Source organism: Pseudomonas caspiana (assembly GCF_040224095.2).
GTDB classification, from domain to species: Bacteria; Pseudomonadota; Gammaproteobacteria; order Pseudomonadales; family Pseudomonadaceae; genus Aquipseudomonas; species Aquipseudomonas caspiana.
In genome coordinates, this window is the sequence record NZ_CP167995.1 from 3,946,009 (window position 1) to 3,964,962 (window position 18,954).

The 18,954-nt window shown below is 57.7% G+C and carries 17 protein-coding genes, 1 rRNA gene and 1 pseudogene; 11 read left to right on the forward strand and 8 right to left on the reverse strand.

The features are described from left to right. The first annotated feature begins 7 nt into the window (after positions 1-7). The 10 genes from nuoE to nuoN all read left to right on the forward strand — a co-directional run bounded on the left by nuoE (position 8) and on the right by nuoN (position 11,986). Positions 8-505: an NADH-quinone oxidoreductase subunit NuoE gene (gene nuoE, locus ABRP31_RS18055; protein WP_027899395.1), complete on the forward strand. Its 498-nt coding sequence runs from the start codon at positions 8-10 to the stop codon at positions 503-505. Then, a complete protein-coding gene (nuoF, locus tag ABRP31_RS18060; protein WP_122709149.1) occupies positions 502-1,857 on the forward strand; it encodes an NADH-quinone oxidoreductase subunit NuoF in 1,356 nt (451 codons plus the stop codon). Before nuoE ends, nuoF begins: the two co-directional genes overlap by 4 nt. 132 nt (positions 1,858-1,989) lie before the next feature. Continuing rightward, on the forward strand, positions 1,990-4,704 hold the full coding sequence (gene nuoG, locus ABRP31_RS18065; protein WP_349973632.1) for an NADH-quinone oxidoreductase subunit NuoG: 2,715 nt from the start codon (positions 1,990-1,992) through the stop codon (positions 4,702-4,704). Further along, on the forward strand, positions 4,701-5,708 hold the full coding sequence (gene nuoH, locus ABRP31_RS18070) for an NADH-quinone oxidoreductase subunit NuoH (protein ID WP_095097525.1): 1,008 nt from the start codon (positions 4,701-4,703) through the stop codon (positions 5,706-5,708). Before nuoG ends, nuoH begins: the two co-directional genes overlap by 4 nt. A gap of 11 nt (positions 5,709-5,719) precedes the next feature. Further along, positions 5,720-6,268: an NADH-quinone oxidoreductase subunit NuoI gene (gene nuoI, locus ABRP31_RS18075; RefSeq protein WP_017123831.1), complete on the forward strand. Its 549-nt coding sequence runs from the start codon at positions 5,720-5,722 to the stop codon at positions 6,266-6,268. 10 nt (positions 6,269-6,278) lie between these two features. Next, a complete protein-coding gene (nuoJ, locus tag ABRP31_RS18080) occupies positions 6,279-6,788 on the forward strand; it encodes an NADH-quinone oxidoreductase subunit J (RefSeq protein WP_087265264.1) in 510 nt (169 codons plus the stop codon). Continuing rightward, the gene (nuoK, locus tag ABRP31_RS18085; RefSeq protein WP_087265265.1) at positions 6,785-7,093 is read left to right on the forward strand and encodes an NADH-quinone oxidoreductase subunit NuoK; all 309 of its coding nucleotides are present in this window, start codon (positions 6,785-6,787) and stop codon (positions 7,091-7,093) included. Before nuoJ ends, nuoK begins: the two co-directional genes overlap by 4 nt. Then, positions 7,090-8,943, forward strand: coding sequence for an NADH-quinone oxidoreductase subunit L (gene nuoL / locus ABRP31_RS18090; protein ID WP_087265266.1), 1,854 nt, complete (start codon positions 7,090-7,092; stop codon positions 8,941-8,943). The genes nuoK and nuoL overlap by 4 nt, the downstream gene beginning before the upstream one ends. 39 nt (positions 8,944-8,982) lie before the next feature. Then, a complete protein-coding gene (gene nuoM / locus ABRP31_RS18095) occupies positions 8,983-10,515 on the forward strand; it encodes an NADH-quinone oxidoreductase subunit M (protein WP_349973629.1) in 1,533 nt (510 codons plus the stop codon). A gap of 7 nt (positions 10,516-10,522) precedes the next feature. After that, positions 10,523-11,986 (forward strand): NADH-quinone oxidoreductase subunit NuoN, encoded by a 1,464-nt coding sequence (nuoN, locus tag ABRP31_RS18100; protein WP_349973628.1) that lies wholly within the window; start codon positions 10,523-10,525, stop codon positions 11,984-11,986. Positions 11,987-12,064: 78 nt separating this feature from the next. Here nuoN and ABRP31_RS18105 read toward each other — a convergent pair whose 3' ends face one another. The 7 genes and pseudogenes from ABRP31_RS18105 to ABRP31_RS18135 form a co-directional block, all read right to left on the reverse strand. After that, positions 12,065-13,129 carry an AI-2E family transporter gene (locus tag ABRP31_RS18105; protein ID WP_087265269.1) on the reverse strand — a complete coding sequence of 355 codons (1,065 nt, stop codon included), beginning with the start codon at positions 13,127-13,129 and terminating at the stop codon, positions 12,065-12,067. Positions 13,130-13,422: 293 nt separating this feature from the next. Continuing rightward, positions 13,423-14,244: a methyl-accepting chemotaxis protein gene (locus ABRP31_RS18110; protein ID WP_372489449.1), complete on the reverse strand. Its 822-nt coding sequence runs from the start codon at positions 14,242-14,244 to the stop codon at positions 13,423-13,425. Between the two features lie 36 nt (positions 14,245-14,280). Then, a pseudogene (locus ABRP31_RS18115) lies at positions 14,281-15,102 on the reverse strand (cache domain-containing protein); the annotation flags it as partial. 153 nt (positions 15,103-15,255) lie between these two features. Beyond that, the gene (locus tag ABRP31_RS18120) at positions 15,256-16,593 is read right to left on the reverse strand and encodes a sensor histidine kinase (protein ID WP_349973624.1); all 1,338 of its coding nucleotides are present in this window, start codon (positions 16,591-16,593) and stop codon (positions 15,256-15,258) included. Then, positions 16,590-17,261 (reverse strand): response regulator transcription factor, encoded by a 672-nt coding sequence (locus tag ABRP31_RS18125; protein WP_087265272.1) that lies wholly within the window; start codon positions 17,259-17,261, stop codon positions 16,590-16,592. Before ABRP31_RS18125 ends, ABRP31_RS18120 begins: the two co-directional genes overlap by 4 nt. Continuing rightward, positions 17,261-17,566 (reverse strand): PepSY domain-containing protein, encoded by a 306-nt coding sequence (locus ABRP31_RS18130; RefSeq protein ID WP_087265273.1) that lies wholly within the window; start codon positions 17,564-17,566, stop codon positions 17,261-17,263. Before ABRP31_RS18130 ends, ABRP31_RS18125 begins: the two co-directional genes overlap by 1 nt. Next, positions 17,566-17,874, reverse strand: a complete 309-nt coding sequence (locus ABRP31_RS18135; protein WP_349973623.1) for a PepSY domain-containing protein — start codon at positions 17,872-17,874, stop codon at positions 17,566-17,568. The genes ABRP31_RS18130 and ABRP31_RS18135 overlap by 1 nt, the downstream gene beginning before the upstream one ends. Before the next feature lie 198 nt (positions 17,875-18,072). Here ABRP31_RS18135 and queD point away from each other — a divergent pair, with 198 nt between their 5' ends. Then, entirely contained in the window at positions 18,073-18,429 is a 357-nt protein-coding gene (gene queD, locus ABRP31_RS18140) for a 6-carboxytetrahydropterin synthase QueD (protein WP_080238016.1), read from the forward strand. A gap of 327 nt (positions 18,430-18,756) precedes the next feature. On the opposite strand, the gene rrf is transcribed toward queD, so the two are convergent. Continuing rightward, positions 18,757-18,872, reverse strand: a 5S ribosomal RNA gene (gene rrf / locus ABRP31_RS18145). Positions 18,873-18,954: the final 82 nt, after the last annotated feature.

The following is an 18,954-nucleotide window of genomic DNA, read 5'->3' on the forward strand; positions in this document are numbered from 1 at the left end:
CATGAGCATGAACAGCACGCTTATCCAGACAGACCGTTTCGCCCTGAGCGAAACAGAGCGCTCGGCCATCGAGCACGAGCTGCATCACTACGAGGACCCGCGCGCGGCGTCCATCGAAGCCCTGAAGATCGTTCAGAAAGAACGCGGCTGGGTGCCGGACGGCGCCATCTACGCCATCGGCGAACTGATCGGCATTCCTGCCAGCGATGTTGAAGGTGTGGCGACGTTCTATAGCCAGATCTTCCGTCAGCCGGTAGGCCGTCACATCATTCGCGTCTGCAACAGCATGGTCTGCTTCATCGCCGGTCACGAATCGGTTGTCGAAGAGATCCAGAATTCGCTGGGCATCGCTCCTGGCCAGACCACGGCCGACGGGCGTTTCACCCTGCTGCCGGTCTGCTGCCTGGGCAACTGCGACAAAGCCCCGGCCGTGATGGTCGACGATGACACCTTTGGCGACGTGCAACCCGGCACTGTGGCCAAGATGCTGGAGGGTTACCCATGACCATCACTTCCTTCGGCCCTGCCAACCGCATTGCGCGCACGGCTGAAACCCATCCGCTGACCTGGCGTCTGCGCGATGACGGCGAGCCGGTATGGCTTGACGAGTATCAGGCCAAAGACGGTTATGCGGCGGCGCGCAAGGCGCTCACCCAGCAATCGCCTGACGACATCGTCCAGTCCGTGAAAGATTCCGGCCTTAAAGGCCGCGGCGGTGCAGGCTTCCCCACGGGCGTGAAGTGGGGCCTGATGCCCAAAGACGAATCCATGAACATCCGCTACCTGCTGTGCAACGCGGATGAAATGGAACCCAATACCTGGAAAGACCGGATGCTGATGGAGCAGCTGCCACACCTGTTGGTGGAAGGCATGCTGATCAGTGCTCGTGCACTGAAAGCTTACCGCGGTTACATCTTCCTGCGCGGCGAGTATGTCACGGCGGCCAAGCACCTTAACCGTGCGGTGGCCGAAGCCAAGGCAGCCGGTCTGCTGGGCAAGAACATTCTGGGTACCGGCTTTGATTTCGAACTGTTCGTACACACCGGCGCAGGGCGTTACATCTGCGGTGAAGAAACCGCACTGATCAACTCCCTGGAAGGCCGTCGCGCCAACCCGCGTTCTAAACCGCCCTTCCCTGCCGCTGTAGGCGTATGGGGCAAGCCGACGTGCGTAAACAACGTCGAAACCCTGTGCAACGTGCCAGCCATCGTTGGTAATGGTAATGACTGGTACAAATCCATCGCCCGCGAAGGCAGCGAAGACCACGGCACCAAGCTGATGGGTTTCTCTGGCAAGGTGAAAAACCCTGGCCTGTGGGAACTGCCCTTCGGCGTGCAGGCCCGTGAGTTGTTCGAAGACTACGCAGGCGGCATGCGCGACGGCTACAAGCTCAAGTGCTGGCAGCCAGGCGGCGCCGGTACCGGCTTCCTGTTGCCGGAACACCTCGAAGCGCAAATGTATGCCGGCGGCATCGCTAAGGTCGGTACGCGGATGGGTACCGGGCTGGCCATGGCCGTTGACGACAAGGTCAACATGGTCTCGCTGCTGCGCAACATGGAAGAGTTCTTCGCTCAGGAATCCTGCGGTTTCTGTACCCCCTGCCGTGACGGTTTGCCCTGGAGCGTGAAGATTCTGCGCGCCCTGGAAAAAGGCGTCGGCCAGGCGGGTGATATCGAAACCCTGCTGGGACTCGTTGGCTTCCTTGGCCCGGGCAAGACCTTCTGTGCTCACGCACCGGGTGCCGTGGAGCCGTTGGGCAGTGCGATCAAATATTTCCGCCCGGAGTTCGAGGCCGGTATCGCGCCCACCAGCGCAGCCGTCCCGCCTCTGGCAAGACCGATCATCGTCGGCGCGTAACCGTTTGCAAGGCCGGGGGAATGCCTCCGGCCCATCGCGTGATGACGCCCTGAAGGCTGTTTAGAGTCGCGCGAATAACAAGATTCCATTAGCCACGCCCGCTGACACCGGGCCAACGAAGACCTTTGAACCATGGCCACTATCCACGTAGACGGCAAAGCGCTCGAAGTCGATGGGGCAGACAACCTGTTACAGGCATGTCTGTCGCTAGGCCTCGACATCCCGTATTTCTGCTGGCACCCCGCCCTCGGCAGCGTTGGCGCCTGTCGCCAATGTGCGGTCAAGCAGTACACGGACGAGAACGACACCCGTGGTCGTATCGTCATGTCCTGCATGACTCCAGCCACCGATAACACTTGGATTTCCATCGAAGATGAAGAATCCAAGGCCTTCCGGGCCAGTGTCGTCGAATGGTTGATGACCAACCACCCCCACGACTGCCCGGTCTGTGAGGAAGGCGGTCACTGCCACCTGCAAGACATGACGGTGATGACCGGCCACAACGAGCGCCGTTATCGCTTCACCAAACGGACTCACCAGAATCAGGAACTCGGCCCGTTCATCGCTCACGAGATGAACCGCTGCATCGCCTGCTACCGTTGCGTGCGTTTCTATAAAGATTACGCAGGCGGCACCGACCTCGGTGTTTTCGGCGCCCACGACAACGTGTACTTCGGTCGCGTTGAAGACGGCGTTCTGGAAAGCGAGTTCTCCGGCAACCTCACCGAGGTCTGCCCGACCGGTGTGTTCACCGACAAGACTCACTCCGAGCGCTACAACCGTAAGTGGGACATGCAATTCTCGCCGAGCATCTGCCATGGCTGCTCCAGCGGTTGCAACATCAGCCCGGGCGAGCGTTACGGTGAAATCCGTCGCATCGAGAACCGCTACAACGGTTCGGTGAACCAGTATTTCCTGTGCGACCGTGGCCGCTTCGGTTATGGCTACACCAACCGCGAAGACCGTCCACGTCAGCCGCATCTGGCTGATGGCAGCAAACTGAGCCTGGATCAGGCGCTGGATAATGCTGCGGATCTGCTGCGCGGTCGCAACATCGTCGGTATCGGTTCGCCACGCGCCAGCCTGGAAAGCAACTACGCGTTGCGCGAGCTGGTCGGCGCTGAGCACTTCTATTCGGGTATCGAAGCCTCCGAGCTGGAGCGCATCCGTCTGGTAGCCCAAGTGTTGAAAAACAGCCCGCTGCCAATCCCGACCCTGCGTGACATCGAAGATCACGACGCCATTTTCGTACTAGGTGAAGACCTGACCCAGACCGCTGCACGTCTGGCTTTGGGCCTGCGTCAAGCGGTGAAAGGCAAGGCCGAAGACATGGCCGCAGCCATGAAAGTCCAGCCATGGCTCGACGCGGCAGTGAAGAACATCGGTCAGCACGAGCTGAACCCGCTGTTCATCGCCAGCCTGGCCGAGACCAAGCTCGATGACGTTGCCGAAGAATGCGTGCATGCCGCTCCAGACGACCTGGCGCGTATCGGCTTCGCGGTCGCCCACGCGCTGGACGCCAGTGCGCCAGCCGTTGAAGGCCTTGAGACTGAGGCGCTGGAATTGGCACAACGTATTGCCGATGCCCTGCTGGCTGCCAAGCGTCCACTGATCATCGCCGGTACTTCGCTGGGTTCCAAAGCGCTGATAGAAGCCGCCGCCAACATTGCGAAAGCCCTGAAGCTGCGCGAAAAAGAAGGCTCCATCAGTCTGATCGTGCCGGAAGCCAACAGCCTGGGCCTGGCCCTGCTGGGTGGCGAGTCTGTCGATGCTGCGCTGCAAGCGGTGATCGATGGCAAGGCCGACGCCATTGTGGTGCTGGAAAACGATCTATACACCCGCACTGACGCCGCCAAGGTCGATGCAGCCCTGAGCGCGGCGAAAGTCGTGATCGTGGCTGATCATCAGAAAACCCCGACCGGTGACCGTGCTCACTTGGTGCTGCCTGCTGCGAGCTTTGCTGAAGGCGACGGTACTCTGGTCAGTCAGGAAGGCCGTGCTCAGCGCTTCTTCCAGGTGTTCGACCCGACTTATCTGGATGCAAGCATCCTGGTTCACGAAGGCTGGCGCTGGCTGCACGCCCTGCGCGCGACCCTGCTGAACAAGCCGGTGGACTGGACATTGCTCGACCACGTGACGGCTGCCTGCGCTGCAAGCAACCCGCAACTGGCAGCCATCGTCAACGCCGCGCCATCGGCTGCGTTCCGTATCAAAGGCTTGAAGCTGGCTCGCGAACCACTGCGTTACAGCGGCCGTACGGCAATGCGCGCCAACATCAGCGTGCATGAACCGCGTACCTCTCAGGACAACGACACCGCGTTCGCCTTCTCCATGGAAGGTTACTCGGGCTCGGTTGAACCACGCCAACAAGTGCCTTTCGCCTGGTCTCCGGGCTGGAACTCGCCACAAGCGTGGAACAAGTTCCAGGACGAAGTCGGCGGTCACTTGCGTGCCGGTGATCCAGGTACCCGTCTAATCGAAACCCAGGGCGATAACCTGAGCTGGTTTACCAGCGCACCTCGCGCCTTCTCCCCGGCTCAAGGGACCTGGCAAGTAGTGCCGTTCTATCACCTGTTCGGCAGCGAAGAGAATTCTTCGAAAGCCGGTCCGGTTCAAGAACGCATTCCAGCTCCTTATGTTGCCCTGGCCAAATCGGAAGCCGATCGCCTGGGTGTCAACGAAGGCGCACTGCTCTCCTTGAACGTCGCGGGTCAGACCTTGCGTCTGCCGTTGCGCATCAACGAAGAACTGGGCGCAGGTCTGGTGGCGTTGCCTGCCGGTCTGGCCGGTATCCCGCCCGCGATTTTCGGCAAGTCCGTTGACGGTCTGCAGGAGGCAGCGCAATGAGTTGGTTCACCCCTGATGTGATCGACGCGATCATTGCTGTCGTCAAGGCAATCGTTGTGCTGCTGGCCGTTGTGGTCTGCGGCGCACTGCTGAGCTTTGTGGAACGTCGTCTGCTGGGCTGGTGGCAAGACCGCTACGGTCCGAACCGCGTTGGCCCGTTCGGCATGTTCCAGATTGCTGCCGACATGCTGAAAATGTTCTTCAAAGAAGACTGGACCCCGCCGTTTGCCGACAAGGTGATCTTCACCCTGGCGCCAGTAGTTGCCATGAGCGCCTTGCTGATCGCGTTCTCGATTATCCCGATCACCCCAAGCTGGGGCGTGGCGGATCTGAACATCGGTCTGCTGTTCTTCTTCGCCATGGCCGGTCTTTCGGTGTACGCGGTGTTGTTCGCCGGTTGGTCGAGCAACAACAAGTTCGCCCTGCTCGGTGCGCTGCGTGCGTCGGCACAAACCGTGTCCTACGAAGTGTTCATGGGCCTGGCGTTGATGGGCATCGTGGTTCAGGTTGGCTCGTTCAACATGCGCGACATCGTTGAATACCAGGCGCAGAACCTGTGGTTCATCATTCCGCAGTTCTTCGGCTTCTGTACCTTCTTCATTGCTGGCGTCGCCGTGACTCACCGTCACCCGTTCGACCAGCCGGAAGCGGAGCAGGAATTGGCTGACGGTTACCACATTGAATATGCAGGCATGAAGTGGGGCATGTTCTTCGTTGGCGAATACATCGGCATCATTCTGATCTCGGCGCTGCTGGTGACGCTGTTCTTCGGTGGCTGGCACGGTCCGTTCGATATCCTGCCTTCGCTGTCGTTCTTCTGGTTCGCCATCAAGACTGCATTCTTCATCATGCTGTTCATCCTGCTGCGTGCATCCATCCCGCGCCCACGCTATGACCAGGTCATGGATTTCAGCTGGAAATTCTGTCTGCCGCTGACCCTGATCAATTTGCTGGTGACTGCTGCGGTTGTGCTGTTGAACACACCAGCCGGCTCGGTTCAGTGAGGATTTGACCCATGTTCAAATATATTGGCGACATCGTTAAGGGTACTGGTACCCAGTTGCGAAGCCTGGTGATGGTATTCGGTCACGGCTTCCGCAAACGCGACACCCTGCAATATCCGGAAGAAGCGGTGTACCTGCCGCCGCGCTATCGCGGTCGTATCGTGCTGACCCGCGACCCTGATGGTGAAGAACGCTGCGTAGCCTGCAACCTGTGCGCCGTGGCCTGCCCGGTCGGCTGCATCTCGCTGCAGAAAGCCGAAACCGATGACGGCCGCTGGTATCCAGAGTTCTTCCGCATCAACTTCTCGCGTTGCATTTTCTGCGGCCTGTGCGAAGAAGCCTGCCCGACCACCGCGATCCAGCTGACACCGGATTTCGAAATGGCCGAGTTCAAGCGTCAGGACCTGGTTTACGAGAAAGAAGATCTGTTGATCTCCGGCCCCGGCAAGAACCCTGACTACAACTTCTATCGCGTCGCTGGTATGGCCGTCGCTGGCAAGCCCAAGGGCTCTGCACAGAACGAAGCCGAGCCGATCAACGTCAAGAGCTTGCTGCCTTAAGGAAGTAAAGATGGAATTCGCTTTCTATTTCGCATCCGGCATCGCTGTAGTGTCCACCCTGCGGGTGATCACCAACACGAACCCGGTGCACGCCCTGCTCTACCTGATCATTTCGCTGATCGCTGTGGCGATGACGTTCTTTAGCCTTGGCGCTCCATTCGCCGGAGTACTGGAAGTTATCGCTTACGCTGGCGCGATCATGGTCCTGTTCGTTTTCGTGGTGATGATGCTCAACCTTGGCCCTGCCTCGGTTCAGCAGGAACGCACCTGGCTGAAACCCGGTATCTGGGTCGGCCCGGTGATTCTCGGTGCACTGCTGTTGGCTGAACTGCTGTATGTGCTGTTCGCCAACCAGACAGGCGCCGCTATCGGCCACACCACCGTCGACGCCAAGGCAGTCGGCATCAGCCTGTTCGGGCCTTACCTGCTGGTCGTCGAGCTGGCCTCGATGCTTCTGCTGGCAGCAGCAGTGACGGCATTCCATCTGGGCCGCAACGAAGCGAAGGAGCCAAGCCAATGAATGCTATCCCTCTGGAGCACGGCCTGGCAGTTGCCGGAGTCCTGTTCGTTCTCGGCCTCGTAGGTCTGATGGTGCGCCGTAACATTCTTTTTGTGTTGATGAGCCTGGAGATCATGATGAACGCATCGGCTCTGGCGTTCGTCGTTGCCGGTAGCCGCTGGGCTCAGCCGGATGGACAGGTCATGTTCATTCTGGTGATCACCCTGGCTGCTGCCGAGGCCAGTATTGGCCTGGCGATCCTGATGCAGCTGTATCGCCGCTTCCACACGCTCGATATCGACGCTGCCAGTGAGATGCGCGGATGAACCTACTCTTTCTGACTTTCGTATTTCCCCTGATCGGTTTTCTGCTGCTGTCGTTCTCTCGTGGACGTATCTCGGAAAATCTCGCGGCACTGATCGGCGTTGGCTCTATCGGCCTGTCGGCCATTGTCACCGCCTGGGTCATCTGGCAATTCAACGTTGCACCGCCTGAAGGGGGTCATTACACCCAGGTGTTGTGGCGCTGGATGGCCGTGGACGGTTTCGAGCCTAACTTTGCACTGTATCTGGACGGCCTGTCCGTAACGATGCTGGGCGTGGTGGTTGGCGTCGGCTTCCTGATCCACCTGTTCGCTTCCTGGTACATGCGTGGCGAAGCGGGTTACTCGCGCTTCTTCGCGTACACCAACCTGTTTATCGCCAGCATGCTGTTCCTGGTACTCGGCGATAACCTGTTGTTCCTGTACTTCGGTTGGGAAGGTGTGGGCCTGTGCAGCTATCTGTTGATCGGTTTCTACTACAGCAACCGCAACAACGGTAACGCCGCACTCAAAGCCTTTATCGTGACCCGTATCGGCGACGTGTTCATGGCCATCGGCCTGTTCATCCTGTTCCAGCAACTGGGTACGCTGAATGTTCAGGAATTGCTGGTGCGTGCCCCTGAGCACTTCAAGGTCGGTGACTTCTGGATTGTGCTGGCTACGCTGCTGCTGCTCGGTGGTGCTGTCGGTAAATCCGCGCAACTGCCGCTGCAAACCTGGCTGGCCGATGCGATGGCGGGTCCGACGCCGGTTTCGGCACTGATCCACGCCGCAACCATGGTAACCGCAGGTGTTTACCTGATTGCCCGTACTCACGGCCTGTTTGCTCTGGCCCCGGACATTCTGCATCTGGTAGGTATCGTCGGCGGCGTGACACTGGTTCTGGCAGGTTTCGCAGCGCTGGTGCAAACCGACATCAAACGTATCCTCGCCTACTCGACCATGAGCCAGATTGGCTACATGTTCCTCGCACTGGGCGTCGGTGCCTGGGAAGGCGCGATTTTCCACTTGATGACTCACGCCTTCTTCAAAGCGCTGCTGTTCCTTGCATCCGGTGCGGTGATTGTTGCCTGCCACCACGAGCAGAACATCTTCAAGATGGGCGGCCTGTGGAAGAAACTGCCTCTGGCCTATGCCAGCTTCATTGTCGGCGGCGCAGCACTTGCGGCCTTGCCATTGCTGACGGCGGGCTTCTACTCCAAGGACGAAATCCTCTGGGAAGCGTTCGCCAGCGGCAACCAAGGTCTGCTGTACGCAGGTCTGGTCGGCGCGTTCATGACTTCGCTGTACACCTTCCGCCTGATCTTCATCACCTTCCACGGTGAAGCCAAGACTGAAGCCCACGCAGGTCACGGTATCGCCCACTGGCTGCCATTGAGTGTGCTGATCGTGCTGTCGACCTTCATCGGCGCGCTGATCACTCCTCCGCTGGCGGGTGTGCTTCCGCAAAGCGTCGGCCACGCCGGTGGCGATGCCAAGCACAGTCTGGAAATCGCCTCGGGTGCTATCGCTCTGGCCGGTATCCTGCTGGCTGCCTTGTTGTTCCTCGGCAAGCGCCGCTTCGTCACCTCCATCGCCAACAGTGCACCGGGTCGTTTCCTGTCGGCCTGGTGGTTCGCGGCGTGGGGCTTCGATTGGGTGTACGACAAGCTGTTCGTCAAGCCGTATCTGGCTATCTGCCAGTTGCTGCGTAGCGACCCGCTGGACCACACCATTGGTTTGATCCCACGTCTGGTCAAGGCAGGTCATGGCAGCATGACCCGTACCGAAACCGGTCAACTGCGCTGGTATGCCGCTTCGATCGCTGTAGGTGCCGTGCTGGTACTCGGCGCCGTCGTTGTGGTTGCGGTCTGACATGAACCTTGCGAATTTGCGAAAGGAATTGAGCCCGTCATGATTCTGCCTTGGCTAATCCTGATCCCCTTTATCGGTGGCCTGCTGTGCTGGCAAGGTGAGCGCTTCGGCCCTACCCTGCCGCGCTGGATCGCGCTGCTGACCATGTCCCTCGAACTGGCCCTGGGCCTCTGGTTGTGGAGTACTGGCAACTACAGTTACGCACCAGCGCCCGGCGTCGACCCAACCTGGGCTATCGAATTCAAGCACATGTGGATCGCCCGCTTCGGCATCAGCGTCCACCTGGCCCTCGATGGTCTGTCGTTGCTGATGATCCTGCTGACCGGCCTGCTCGGTGTGCTGTCGGTGTTGTGTTCGTGGAAAGAGATCCAGCGTAACGTTGGTTTCTTCCACCTCAACCTGATGTGGATCCTCGGTGGCGTGATTGGCGTGTTCCTGGCCATCGACCTGTTCATGTTCTTCTTCTTCTGGGAAATGATGCTGGTGCCGATGTATTTCCTCATCGCGCTCTGGGGTCACAGCTCGGCGGACGGCAAGAAGACACGAATCTATGCCGCGACCAAGTTCTTCATCTTCACTCAGGCCAGCGGTCTGATCATGTTGGTGGCGATCCTCGGTCTGGTACTGGTCAACTTCAATCAGACCGGAGTGATCACATTCGATTACGCCACACTGTTGAAGACACAACTGGCACCGGGCACCGAATACATCCTGATGCTGGGCTTCTTCATTGCCTTTGCGGTGAAGCTGCCAGTGGTGCCATTCCACTCGTGGCTGCCGGATGCTCACGCCCAGGCGCCAACAGCGGGCTCGGTTGACCTTGCCGGTATTCTGCTGAAAACCGCTGCTTACGGTCTGCTGCGTTTTGCTCTGCCGCTGTTCCCGAACGCCTCTGCCGAGTTCGCGCCTATTGCGATGATTCTGGGCCTGATCGGTATTTTCTACGGTGCCTTCCTGGCGTTCGCGCAGACCGACATTAAACGTCTGATCGCCTTCTCCAGCGTCTCGCACATGGGCTTCGTGCTGATCGGGATCTACTCCGGCAGCCAGCAAGCGCTGCAAGGCGTCGTGATTCAAATGATTGCTCACGGCCTTTCTGCTGCTGCGCTGTTTATTCTCAGCGGTCAGTTGTACGAGCGTCTGCATACGCGTGACATGCGTGAAATGGGTGGTTTGTGGTCGCGTATCGCCTACCTGCCAGCGATCAGCCTGTTCTTCGCGGCGGCCTCGCTGGGTCTGCCGGGTACCGGTAACTTTGTAGGTGAGTTCCTGATCCTGCTGGGCAGCTTTGTCAGCGCGCCTTGGATCACTGCAATCGCTACGTCCGGTCTGGTGTTTGGCTCGGTCTACTCGCTGATCATGATCCACCGCGCCTACTTCGGCCCGTCCAAATCCGACGAGCCGCTCAAGGGCATGGATGGACGAGAAATGATCATGGTGCTCGGCCTGGCCGTGTTGTTGGTACTGGTCGGGGTTTACCCGCAACCATTCCTCGATACGTCCGCAGCGACCATGCACGGCGTGCAGCAATGGCTCGGCACTGCCTTCACTCAACTCGCTTCGGCCCGGTAAGAGCGCTATGGACCTGACGATTCAACACTTTATTGCGCTTGCCCCACTGCTGATTACCAGCCTCACCATCGTTGTGGTGATGTTGGCGATCGCATGGCGCCGCAATCACTCGCAAACATTCCTGCTCAGCGTGGCGGGGCTTAACCTCGCCCTGCTGTCGATCTACCCGGCATTGAAAGTCGCTCCTCTGGTAGTGACGCCACTGTTGCAGATCGACAGCTTCGCTTGCCTTTACATGGCGCTGATCCTGGCGTCGACTCTGGCGTGTGTAACCATGGCTCACGCCTATCTCGGCGATGGCAAAGCGGGCTACCCCGGCAATCGTGAAGAACTTTACCTGTTGATCCTGCTGGCGGCAGCTGGCGGTCTGGTACTGGTCAGCGCTCAGCACCTGGCAGGCCTGTTCATCGGTCTGGAACTGCTGTCGGTGCCGGTCTACGGTCTGGTTGCCTATGCGTTCTTCAACAAACGCTCGCTGGAAGCCGGTATCAAGTACATGGTGCTGTCGGCAGCCGGTTCGGCGTTCCTGCTGTTCGGTATGGCGCTGCTGTATGCTGAAGCAGGCTCGCTCAGCTTCGATGGCATTGGCAAGGCACTGGCTGCAAGCGGTCTGCCGAGCCCGATTGCCAGCCTGGGTCTGGGCATGATGCTGGTAGGTCTGGCGTTCAAACTGTCGCTGGTGCCTTTCCACCTGTGGACTCCAGATGTCTACGAGGGCGCCCCTGCCCCGGTAGCGGCTTTTCTGGCCACCGCCAGCAAGGTTGCGGTGTTCGCGGTGCTGGTGCGGCTGTTCCAGATATCCCCGGCTGCCAGCAGCGGTGTACTGCATGACGTACTGGCGGTCATCGCCGTCGCGTCGATCCTCGTTGGCAACCTGCTGGCACTGATGCAGAACAACTTGAAGCGTCTGCTGGGTTACTCGTCCATCGCGCACTTCGGCTACCTGATGATCGCCCTGGTGGCGAGCAAAGGCATGGCCGTTGAAGCTATCGGCGTGTATCTGGTCACCTATGTACTGACCAGCCTGGGCAGCTTCGGTGTGATTACCATGATGTCTTCGCCGTACAGCGGCCGTGACACCGATGCGATGTTCGAGTACCGCGGTCTGTTCTGGCGTCGTCCATACCTGACAGCTGTGATGACCCTGATGATGCTGTCTTTGGCGGGCATCCCGCTCACCGCTGGCTTCATCGGCAAGTTCTACATCATCGCGACCGGTGTCGAGTCGAAGCTGTGGTGGTTGATTGGTGCGTTGATCATCGGTAGCGCTATCGGTGTGTTCTATTACCTGCGCGTGATGGTGACCCTGTACCTGGTGGACTCCAAGCTGCCACGCCACGATGCGGCCTTCAACTGGGCGCAACGTACTGGTGGCGTGATGCTGTTGGCCATCGCCATTCTGACTTTCGTACTGGGTGTCTATCCGCAGCCTCTGCTGGATCTGGTCCAGCATGCAGGTCTGATGGGCTGATCTCTCAAGGATCAGGCACGACGAGACGCATAAAAAAACCTGCTCGATTGAGCAGGTTTTTTTTTCGCCTGGAGAATCTCAACCCGGCAAACGTACCGTCTTCTTGGCACTGACGAACAAGCCCCAGGTGGACATGAACAGCGCAGCAACCATCGGCCCGATCACGAAACCGTTCAGGCCGAATACCGACATGCCGCCCAGGGTCGAGATCAAAATCAGGTAGTCAGGCATTTTGGTATCTTTGCCGACCAGAATAGGTCGCAGCACGTTGTCGACCAGCCCAATCACGAACACGCCGAACAGCGCTAGCACTACGCCCTGCCAGATCATCCCGCTCAACAGGAAGTAAACCGCGACTGGTGCCCAGACAATCCCCGCCCCTACCGCTGGCAGCAGCGACAGAAACGCCATGATGACCGCCCATAGCAGAGCGCTGGGAATGTCGAGACACCAGAAGATGAAGCCACCGAGAGCACCCTGGGTGATCGCGACGACAACGTTGCCTTTGACGGTGGCACGCACGACACGAGTGAACTTCAGTTGCAGGCGACGCTTCTGGGGTTCAGCCAGAGGCACTGCGATACGCATCTTGCGCACCAGTTCCTGGCCGTCACGCAGGAAGAAAAACAGCAGGTACAACATGATGAAAAAGCCCACGACGAAGTCGAAGGTGCCCTGACCAAAGCTGAATGCCTGCGTTGCCAGGTACTGACTGCCCTGCATCGCGCCTTTGGCGATCTTGTCGCGCAGACCATCGAGATCGCCCATGCCCAGTCGATCCAGCCAGCCCTGGACGTAATGCGGCAACAAGCCTTTGAACTCGGCCAGATAGCTGGCGATATCGAGCTGCCCGCTTTCGACGTTCTTGTAGAGCGTGGCACCTTCCTGAACCAGCAAGGCGCTGATGACAATGACCGGTAGAATCGCGATCACCAGACAGATCATCAAGGTGCAAAGCGACGTCAGATTTCGCTGCCAGCCAAATTTCAGCAGCAAGCGACGCTGTACCGGCGCAAAGATGATGCCGAGAATCACCGCCCAGAACACCGCGCCGTAGAACGGCAGCAGGATCCATATGAACGCGATGGTCACCAACACCAACAGCAGTATCAGGGTTTTGTATTGCAGCGTAGTTTCGTTCATGTCCTTTCCATGTCAGTAGGCAAGCAACTCGCTTGACCTGATCCTTAGTCAGCCAATCGACGGACGAGTGCCATCATTCTGCTTGTCAGGCAAATGAAGGCTCTGGAAAGGGAAGTACAGCAGAAAATGCGTCTGGCCGTAGGGTTGCAGGAAACTGCACAGTGTCGATGACACTGCGCTTTATGACGGCAGACATTTGATCTGTAGGAGCTGCCGAAGGCTGCGATCGCGGTGTATCAGGATAAATGCTTCGCAGCCTTCGGCAGCTCCTACAGGTCAATCCCTCACATGAGTTAAACCCGGAACTGCCCAACCAATGCACCGAGGCGCTGGCCGAGATCATTCAAGCTCCGGGTGGTCTGTGCGCTCTGGCGGGTTTCGTCGGCGACCGTATCTACAGCAGAAGCAATCTGATGCACGCTGCGGTTGATCTCCTCAGCAACAGCCGTTTGTTCTTCTGCGGCGCTGGCGATCTGCGCGTTCATGGTATTGATGGTCGTGATCAGCTCGCCAATGGCATCCAGTGAAGAACCCGCCTGATTGGCCTGTTCAGAAGTACCATCGCCCGCCTCGCTGGAGCGACGCATGGCATCCACTGCAGTCTGGGTACCTTTTTGCAGGCGGTCGATCATGCCCTGAATTTCCTGGGTACTCTGTTGGGTCCGACTGGCCAGTGCACGCACCTCATCGGCCACTACCGCAAACCCACGACCGGCCTCTCCTGCACGCGCAGCTTCGATAGCCGCGTTGAGCGCCAACAGGTTGGTTTGTTCAGCAATGGAGCGAATCACACCCAGCACGCTGACAATCGAGGACACGTCCTGCTGCAGGCTATCCAGAGACGCCCCACTGTTACGGATGTCATCCACCAGCGCGTGGATCTGCTTGATACTGCCGTCAACGACGCGCTTGGCCGACTGGCCCTCTTCGTCCGTCTTCTGTGCAGCGACCGAAGCACCTTGAGCACTCTTCGCCACTTCCTGAGCAGCGGCGGACATCTCGTTGATGGCGGTAGCCACCTGATCCGTCTCGTGACGCTGACGCTCCATAGCTTGCTCGGAGCGTTGCGCCTGACTTGAGACTTCGCCGACCAGGCCGGTCAGTTGCCCGGTCATACCCGATATCTGGGTGACCAGGCTATGGATCTTGTCGACAAAACGGTTGAACGATATGGCCAGATCGCCCAACTCATCCTGACTGGTCACAGCCAGGCGACGGGTCAAATCACCTTCACCGGCGGCAATATCATCAAGGTTGTCTTTCATCAGACGTAACGGACGAAGCAACGTACCGGCCAGCACTACGCCAATGATACTGATTAATATCAACACCAGAAGCGCGACACCAATGATGCTGAGCAGCATCTCTTCCAGGCGGGCCTCGACACTTTGCTGGAGCGCAGCGACCTGCGCGTCAATACCGTCAATATTCACCGCTGTACCAAACGCCAGGTCCCATTTGGGCAGGTATTCGGTGTAGCCCAGTTTAGGAACCAACTCGGTCTTGCCCGGCAGCGTCGAGGAGTAAAGCAGGAAGTGAGTACCCGCCTTGGCAACAGCAACCAGTTCGGTATTGACCATCACTCCGTTCGGGTCTTTGGCATCCTTGAAGCTTTTGCCTACGCCGTCGGGATTGGTGGAGCGAAACAGACGAATAACCTGGGAATCGTAGCCGAAGAAATAGCCGTCTTTGCCAAAGCTGATGCTGGAGAGCAGCTTGATGACTTGGGCGCGAGGCGCATCATCGCCGGGAGCCGCGGCGTCGTATATCGGCTTGATGGTCGTCAGGGCAATAGACACCTGATCTTTAAGCGTGGTCTTGGCTTCCTGCAAGAGACGCTCGCGCGTCTCGCTGACCTCTCGTTTGGCCTGCTCGCGCAGCATGATTACGGTGGTCACGCTAATGATAAGCGCGAATATCAGCACCGGCAGAATCGCCAGTGAGAGTACTTTGGCTTTCAGGCTAATGCGCATAGAACCCCAGGGTATCGAATTGTTGTTTTTGAATTCCGATCTTGGCTCTATAACGGCAATTTGGCTGAAAAGTTGAGTAAGGGATGTTGCGAGCGTCCCGAGCGCTTGCAATTAAAGCCGGGCACGAATAAGAAATGCGTAAACAAAAGCGGCTTAGTTGATAGTCTGCTCACCTACTGATCGGTCAGGCAGGTCGATACATACTCTAAGCCCACCTGAGTAGCTGGCCTCCAACTGCAGGTTGCCTTCCCACGCCTGGACAATATCTCGCACAATGCCGAGGCCCAATCCGTGGCCGGTAATTTGCTCATCAAGACGCGCACCACGACCGAACACTTCTTCGCGTCTGGCTTCGGGAATACCGGGCCCATCGTCTTCTACGACAATACAGAACCGGGTCTCTTGCCGATTCATAATCAGCAGTACTTCGCTGTCTGCCCATTTGCATGCGTTATCCAGCAAGTTACCCAGCAGCTCCAGAATATCTTCACGATCCCAAGGGAGAGACAAACCCGGCTGGACCTGCATCTCAAGATTTAGATGCCCACCGTGGATCATCCGCAACGTGGCAAACAATCCAGTCAACTCGGCATCGCAGTCGAAATGCGCACCGGGCAACGCGTCACCCGACAGCCGCGCGCGATTGAGTTCACGCGTCAGACGTTGCTGTATCTGTTCCAGTTGCTCGCGAAGAATATTTCGCAACGCGGGATGAGCATCAAACTGGGGGCCGGCGATAGCACTGAAGAGAACCGCCAGTGGCGTTTTCAGCGCGTGCCCGAGGTTGCCTAGCGCGTTACGCGAGCGCCTCAGGCTGTCCTCGGTATGCTCCAGCAGATGGTTGATCTGCGAAACAAGAGGCTCCAGCTCTACCGGCACTTGTTCATCGAGCTGGGAACGCTTCCCTTGCTGGAGCTGGACCAGCTGTTCCCGGGCACGGTCCAATGGTCGCAGCGCACGACGCACCGTCACTCTCTGCAGAGCCAGGATAAGTAAAAGAGCCGCGAGTCCCAGGCCGAGACCAATTTGTTGAACGCGAAGAAAACTTGCTCTGACGGGGGTGTAGTCCTGCGCAACCGTTATCGAGATGTCCTGACCAAACTTTCGGTAATCCGCCTTTAGCAGTAGCAAGGACTGTCCTGTCTGGCCCAGCTCATAGCTGGCGTGTAATCCGCCCGAACCGGGATCGGGAATTTCCAGATCCCACAGTGATCTGGAGCGCCAATGCCCTTCAGGAAAATCAATGCGGAAGTAGTGCCCGGAGTAAGGCCGCTGGTAGGCCGGCGACAAACGATGCTCATCCAGTTGCAAACCATTCTGCCCGCGAACCAGCGCGATCAGCAGGCTTTCACTTTCGTTGCGCAGCCCTGCTTCCAGATAACGCTGTAAACCCAGCTCAAACAGCCACAGGCTGGTTTGGGCCAGGACCACGCATACCAGAACCATGACGCTGATGAGCCCCAGGCTCAGACGCCGCTGTATAGATCTCAAGCAGCGGGCTCCCCGCCAAAGCGATAACCCTGACCGCGCCGGGTTTCGACAACAGTTTTACCCAGCTTGCGCCTGAGGTGATTTACGTGCACTTCAATGACGTTGGAATCCCGCTCATTTTCTCCGTCGTATAGGTGCTCAGCCAAATGGCTCTTTGAAAGAATTTGTTCAGGATGCAGCATGAAATATCGCAACAGCCTGAATTCTGCGGAGGTGAGCTGAATATCAACACCATTCTGAGTGACGCATTGACGCCCCTCATCCAGATGCAAACCTGCAGACTCAAGACGTGGCTGGTTAGCGAGCCCCTTGGAGCGGCGCAGTAGCGCCTGAATGCGCAGTTGCAATTCCTCAGGGTGAAAAGGCTTGGTCAGGTAGTCATCAGCGCCGGCCTTGAGTCCTTCGATGCGCTCGGACCACGAACCTCGCGCGGTCAGTACAAGGACCGGCGTTGCCAAGCCCCCGGCGCGCCATTGCTCCAATACTTGCAATCCAGGAAGGCCCGGCAAGCCCAAATCGAGAATTATCAAGTCATAAGGCTCGGTAACGCCTTGGTGTACCGCATCACGCCCGTCTGCAAGCCAGTCGACTGCATAGCCCTGCCTGCCAAGACCGGCAAGTAATTCATCCGCCAGCGGGACATGGTCCTCTACCAATAGCAGGCGCATCAGTCTTCCTCATCCTTCAATAATCGACTGTCCCGAGCGTCATACTTCAACTCTCGAACGACACCCTCCGGGGTCAAAATCTCAAACTCATAAACGTACACACCATGCTTCTCCTCAAGTTCTGCCTCGAGTAGCCTGGCACCCGGATGTCGAGCCAATGCCATCTCCATCAATTGCTCAAGGGGAAGAATAGTGCCTGACTGGCGCAAGCTCAGCGCTTCATCCTGATCAAGGTCTCTCGCCTGCACAGTAACGCATACCAACACAAGGCATAGAAGAGTGCCACGACGCTTACGTAACTTCATTATCGGTCCTGATGGTTCTTGAGAACCTTACCAGTTGCCGCATCGATATCCACGTCCCATTCAATATCGCGAGGATCCGTAAGCTCAACCTGGTAAATATGTTTGCCGTACCTTTCATCAAGCTCGGTATCGTTGATGGTTGCACCGGGGTGTATCGCCAAGGCGATGGCATCGAGCCGCTCTGAACTTTGAATAATGCCTGCGGCGCGCAATGTAGCAGCTTCGTCGAGGGAAATGTCGCGAGCGCTGACTACGCCACTGGTGAGCAATAGAAGAGCAGAGGCAGCAAGCGCAGTCAGAGTGTTCACTATCAATCTCCGTTGAGAGTTTTTATTTCCTACAGACCGAGGATAAACAACCGAACTTAACTCAAGCTGAATTAGTCTGGCTAGATGCCATCAGTGCATACGAACTACCTGGTTTTAGCGCCAAGCACAAACCAATGCTGATAAACTCTCGGCCTGCATGCGTCGCTGCGACGATCGCCATTTTTAGAGTTGAAGATTGTGGAAATTTTTAAAGAATTTACGTTCGAGTCAGCCCACTTCCTACCTCATGTTCCTGAGGGACATAAATGCGGACGCCTGCATGGCCACTCCTTCCGCATCGCCATCCATCTCGAAGGTGAGGTCGATCCACATATCGGCTGGATCCGTGACTTCTCTGAAATCAAAGCGATCTTCAAGCCGCTCTATGAACGCCTTGATCACCACTATTTGAATGACATTCCGGGACTCGAAAACCCAACCAGCGAAAACCTGGCGAAATGGATCTTTGCTGAGCTCAAGCCACTACTGCCAGAGTTGTCAGCTATTCGCATTCATGAGACTTGCACCAGTGGTTGTATCTATCGCGGTGAATAGTCGCTGATACTGATAAAAAGCCCTCCTTGTTCGCAAGGGGGGCTTTTTTGTGGCTGGTGGAATCTGCGCTGTATAGCTACACACTGAAAGCTGAGGGACCGGATTTATCCGGCAAGGTGTATCGGCCGATAGACATGCGGCGCTGGTACCGGCCTCTTCGCGAATAAATTCGCTCCCCCTGAATCGCGGAGAACTTGTAGGAGCTGCCGAAGGCTGCAAAACGGTGTATTCGCCGGAACGCGTGCCCCCTCCATCGTCGCGGGACTTTTTCTTCGCGCACAAACAAAACCCCTGAACGCGTAAGCGATCAGGGGTTCTGGAATTTAATCTTGACGATGACCTACTCTCACATGGGGAAACCCCACACTACCATCGGCGATACATCGTTTCACTACTGAGTTCGGGATGGGATCAGGTGGTTCCAATGCTCTATGGTCGTCAAGAAATTCGGTTGCCGGCTCGTTGCCCTTGCGGGTGACGCTCCAGCCAATGGGTATGTGATAGATCAGGTTCAGTGTGCGAACA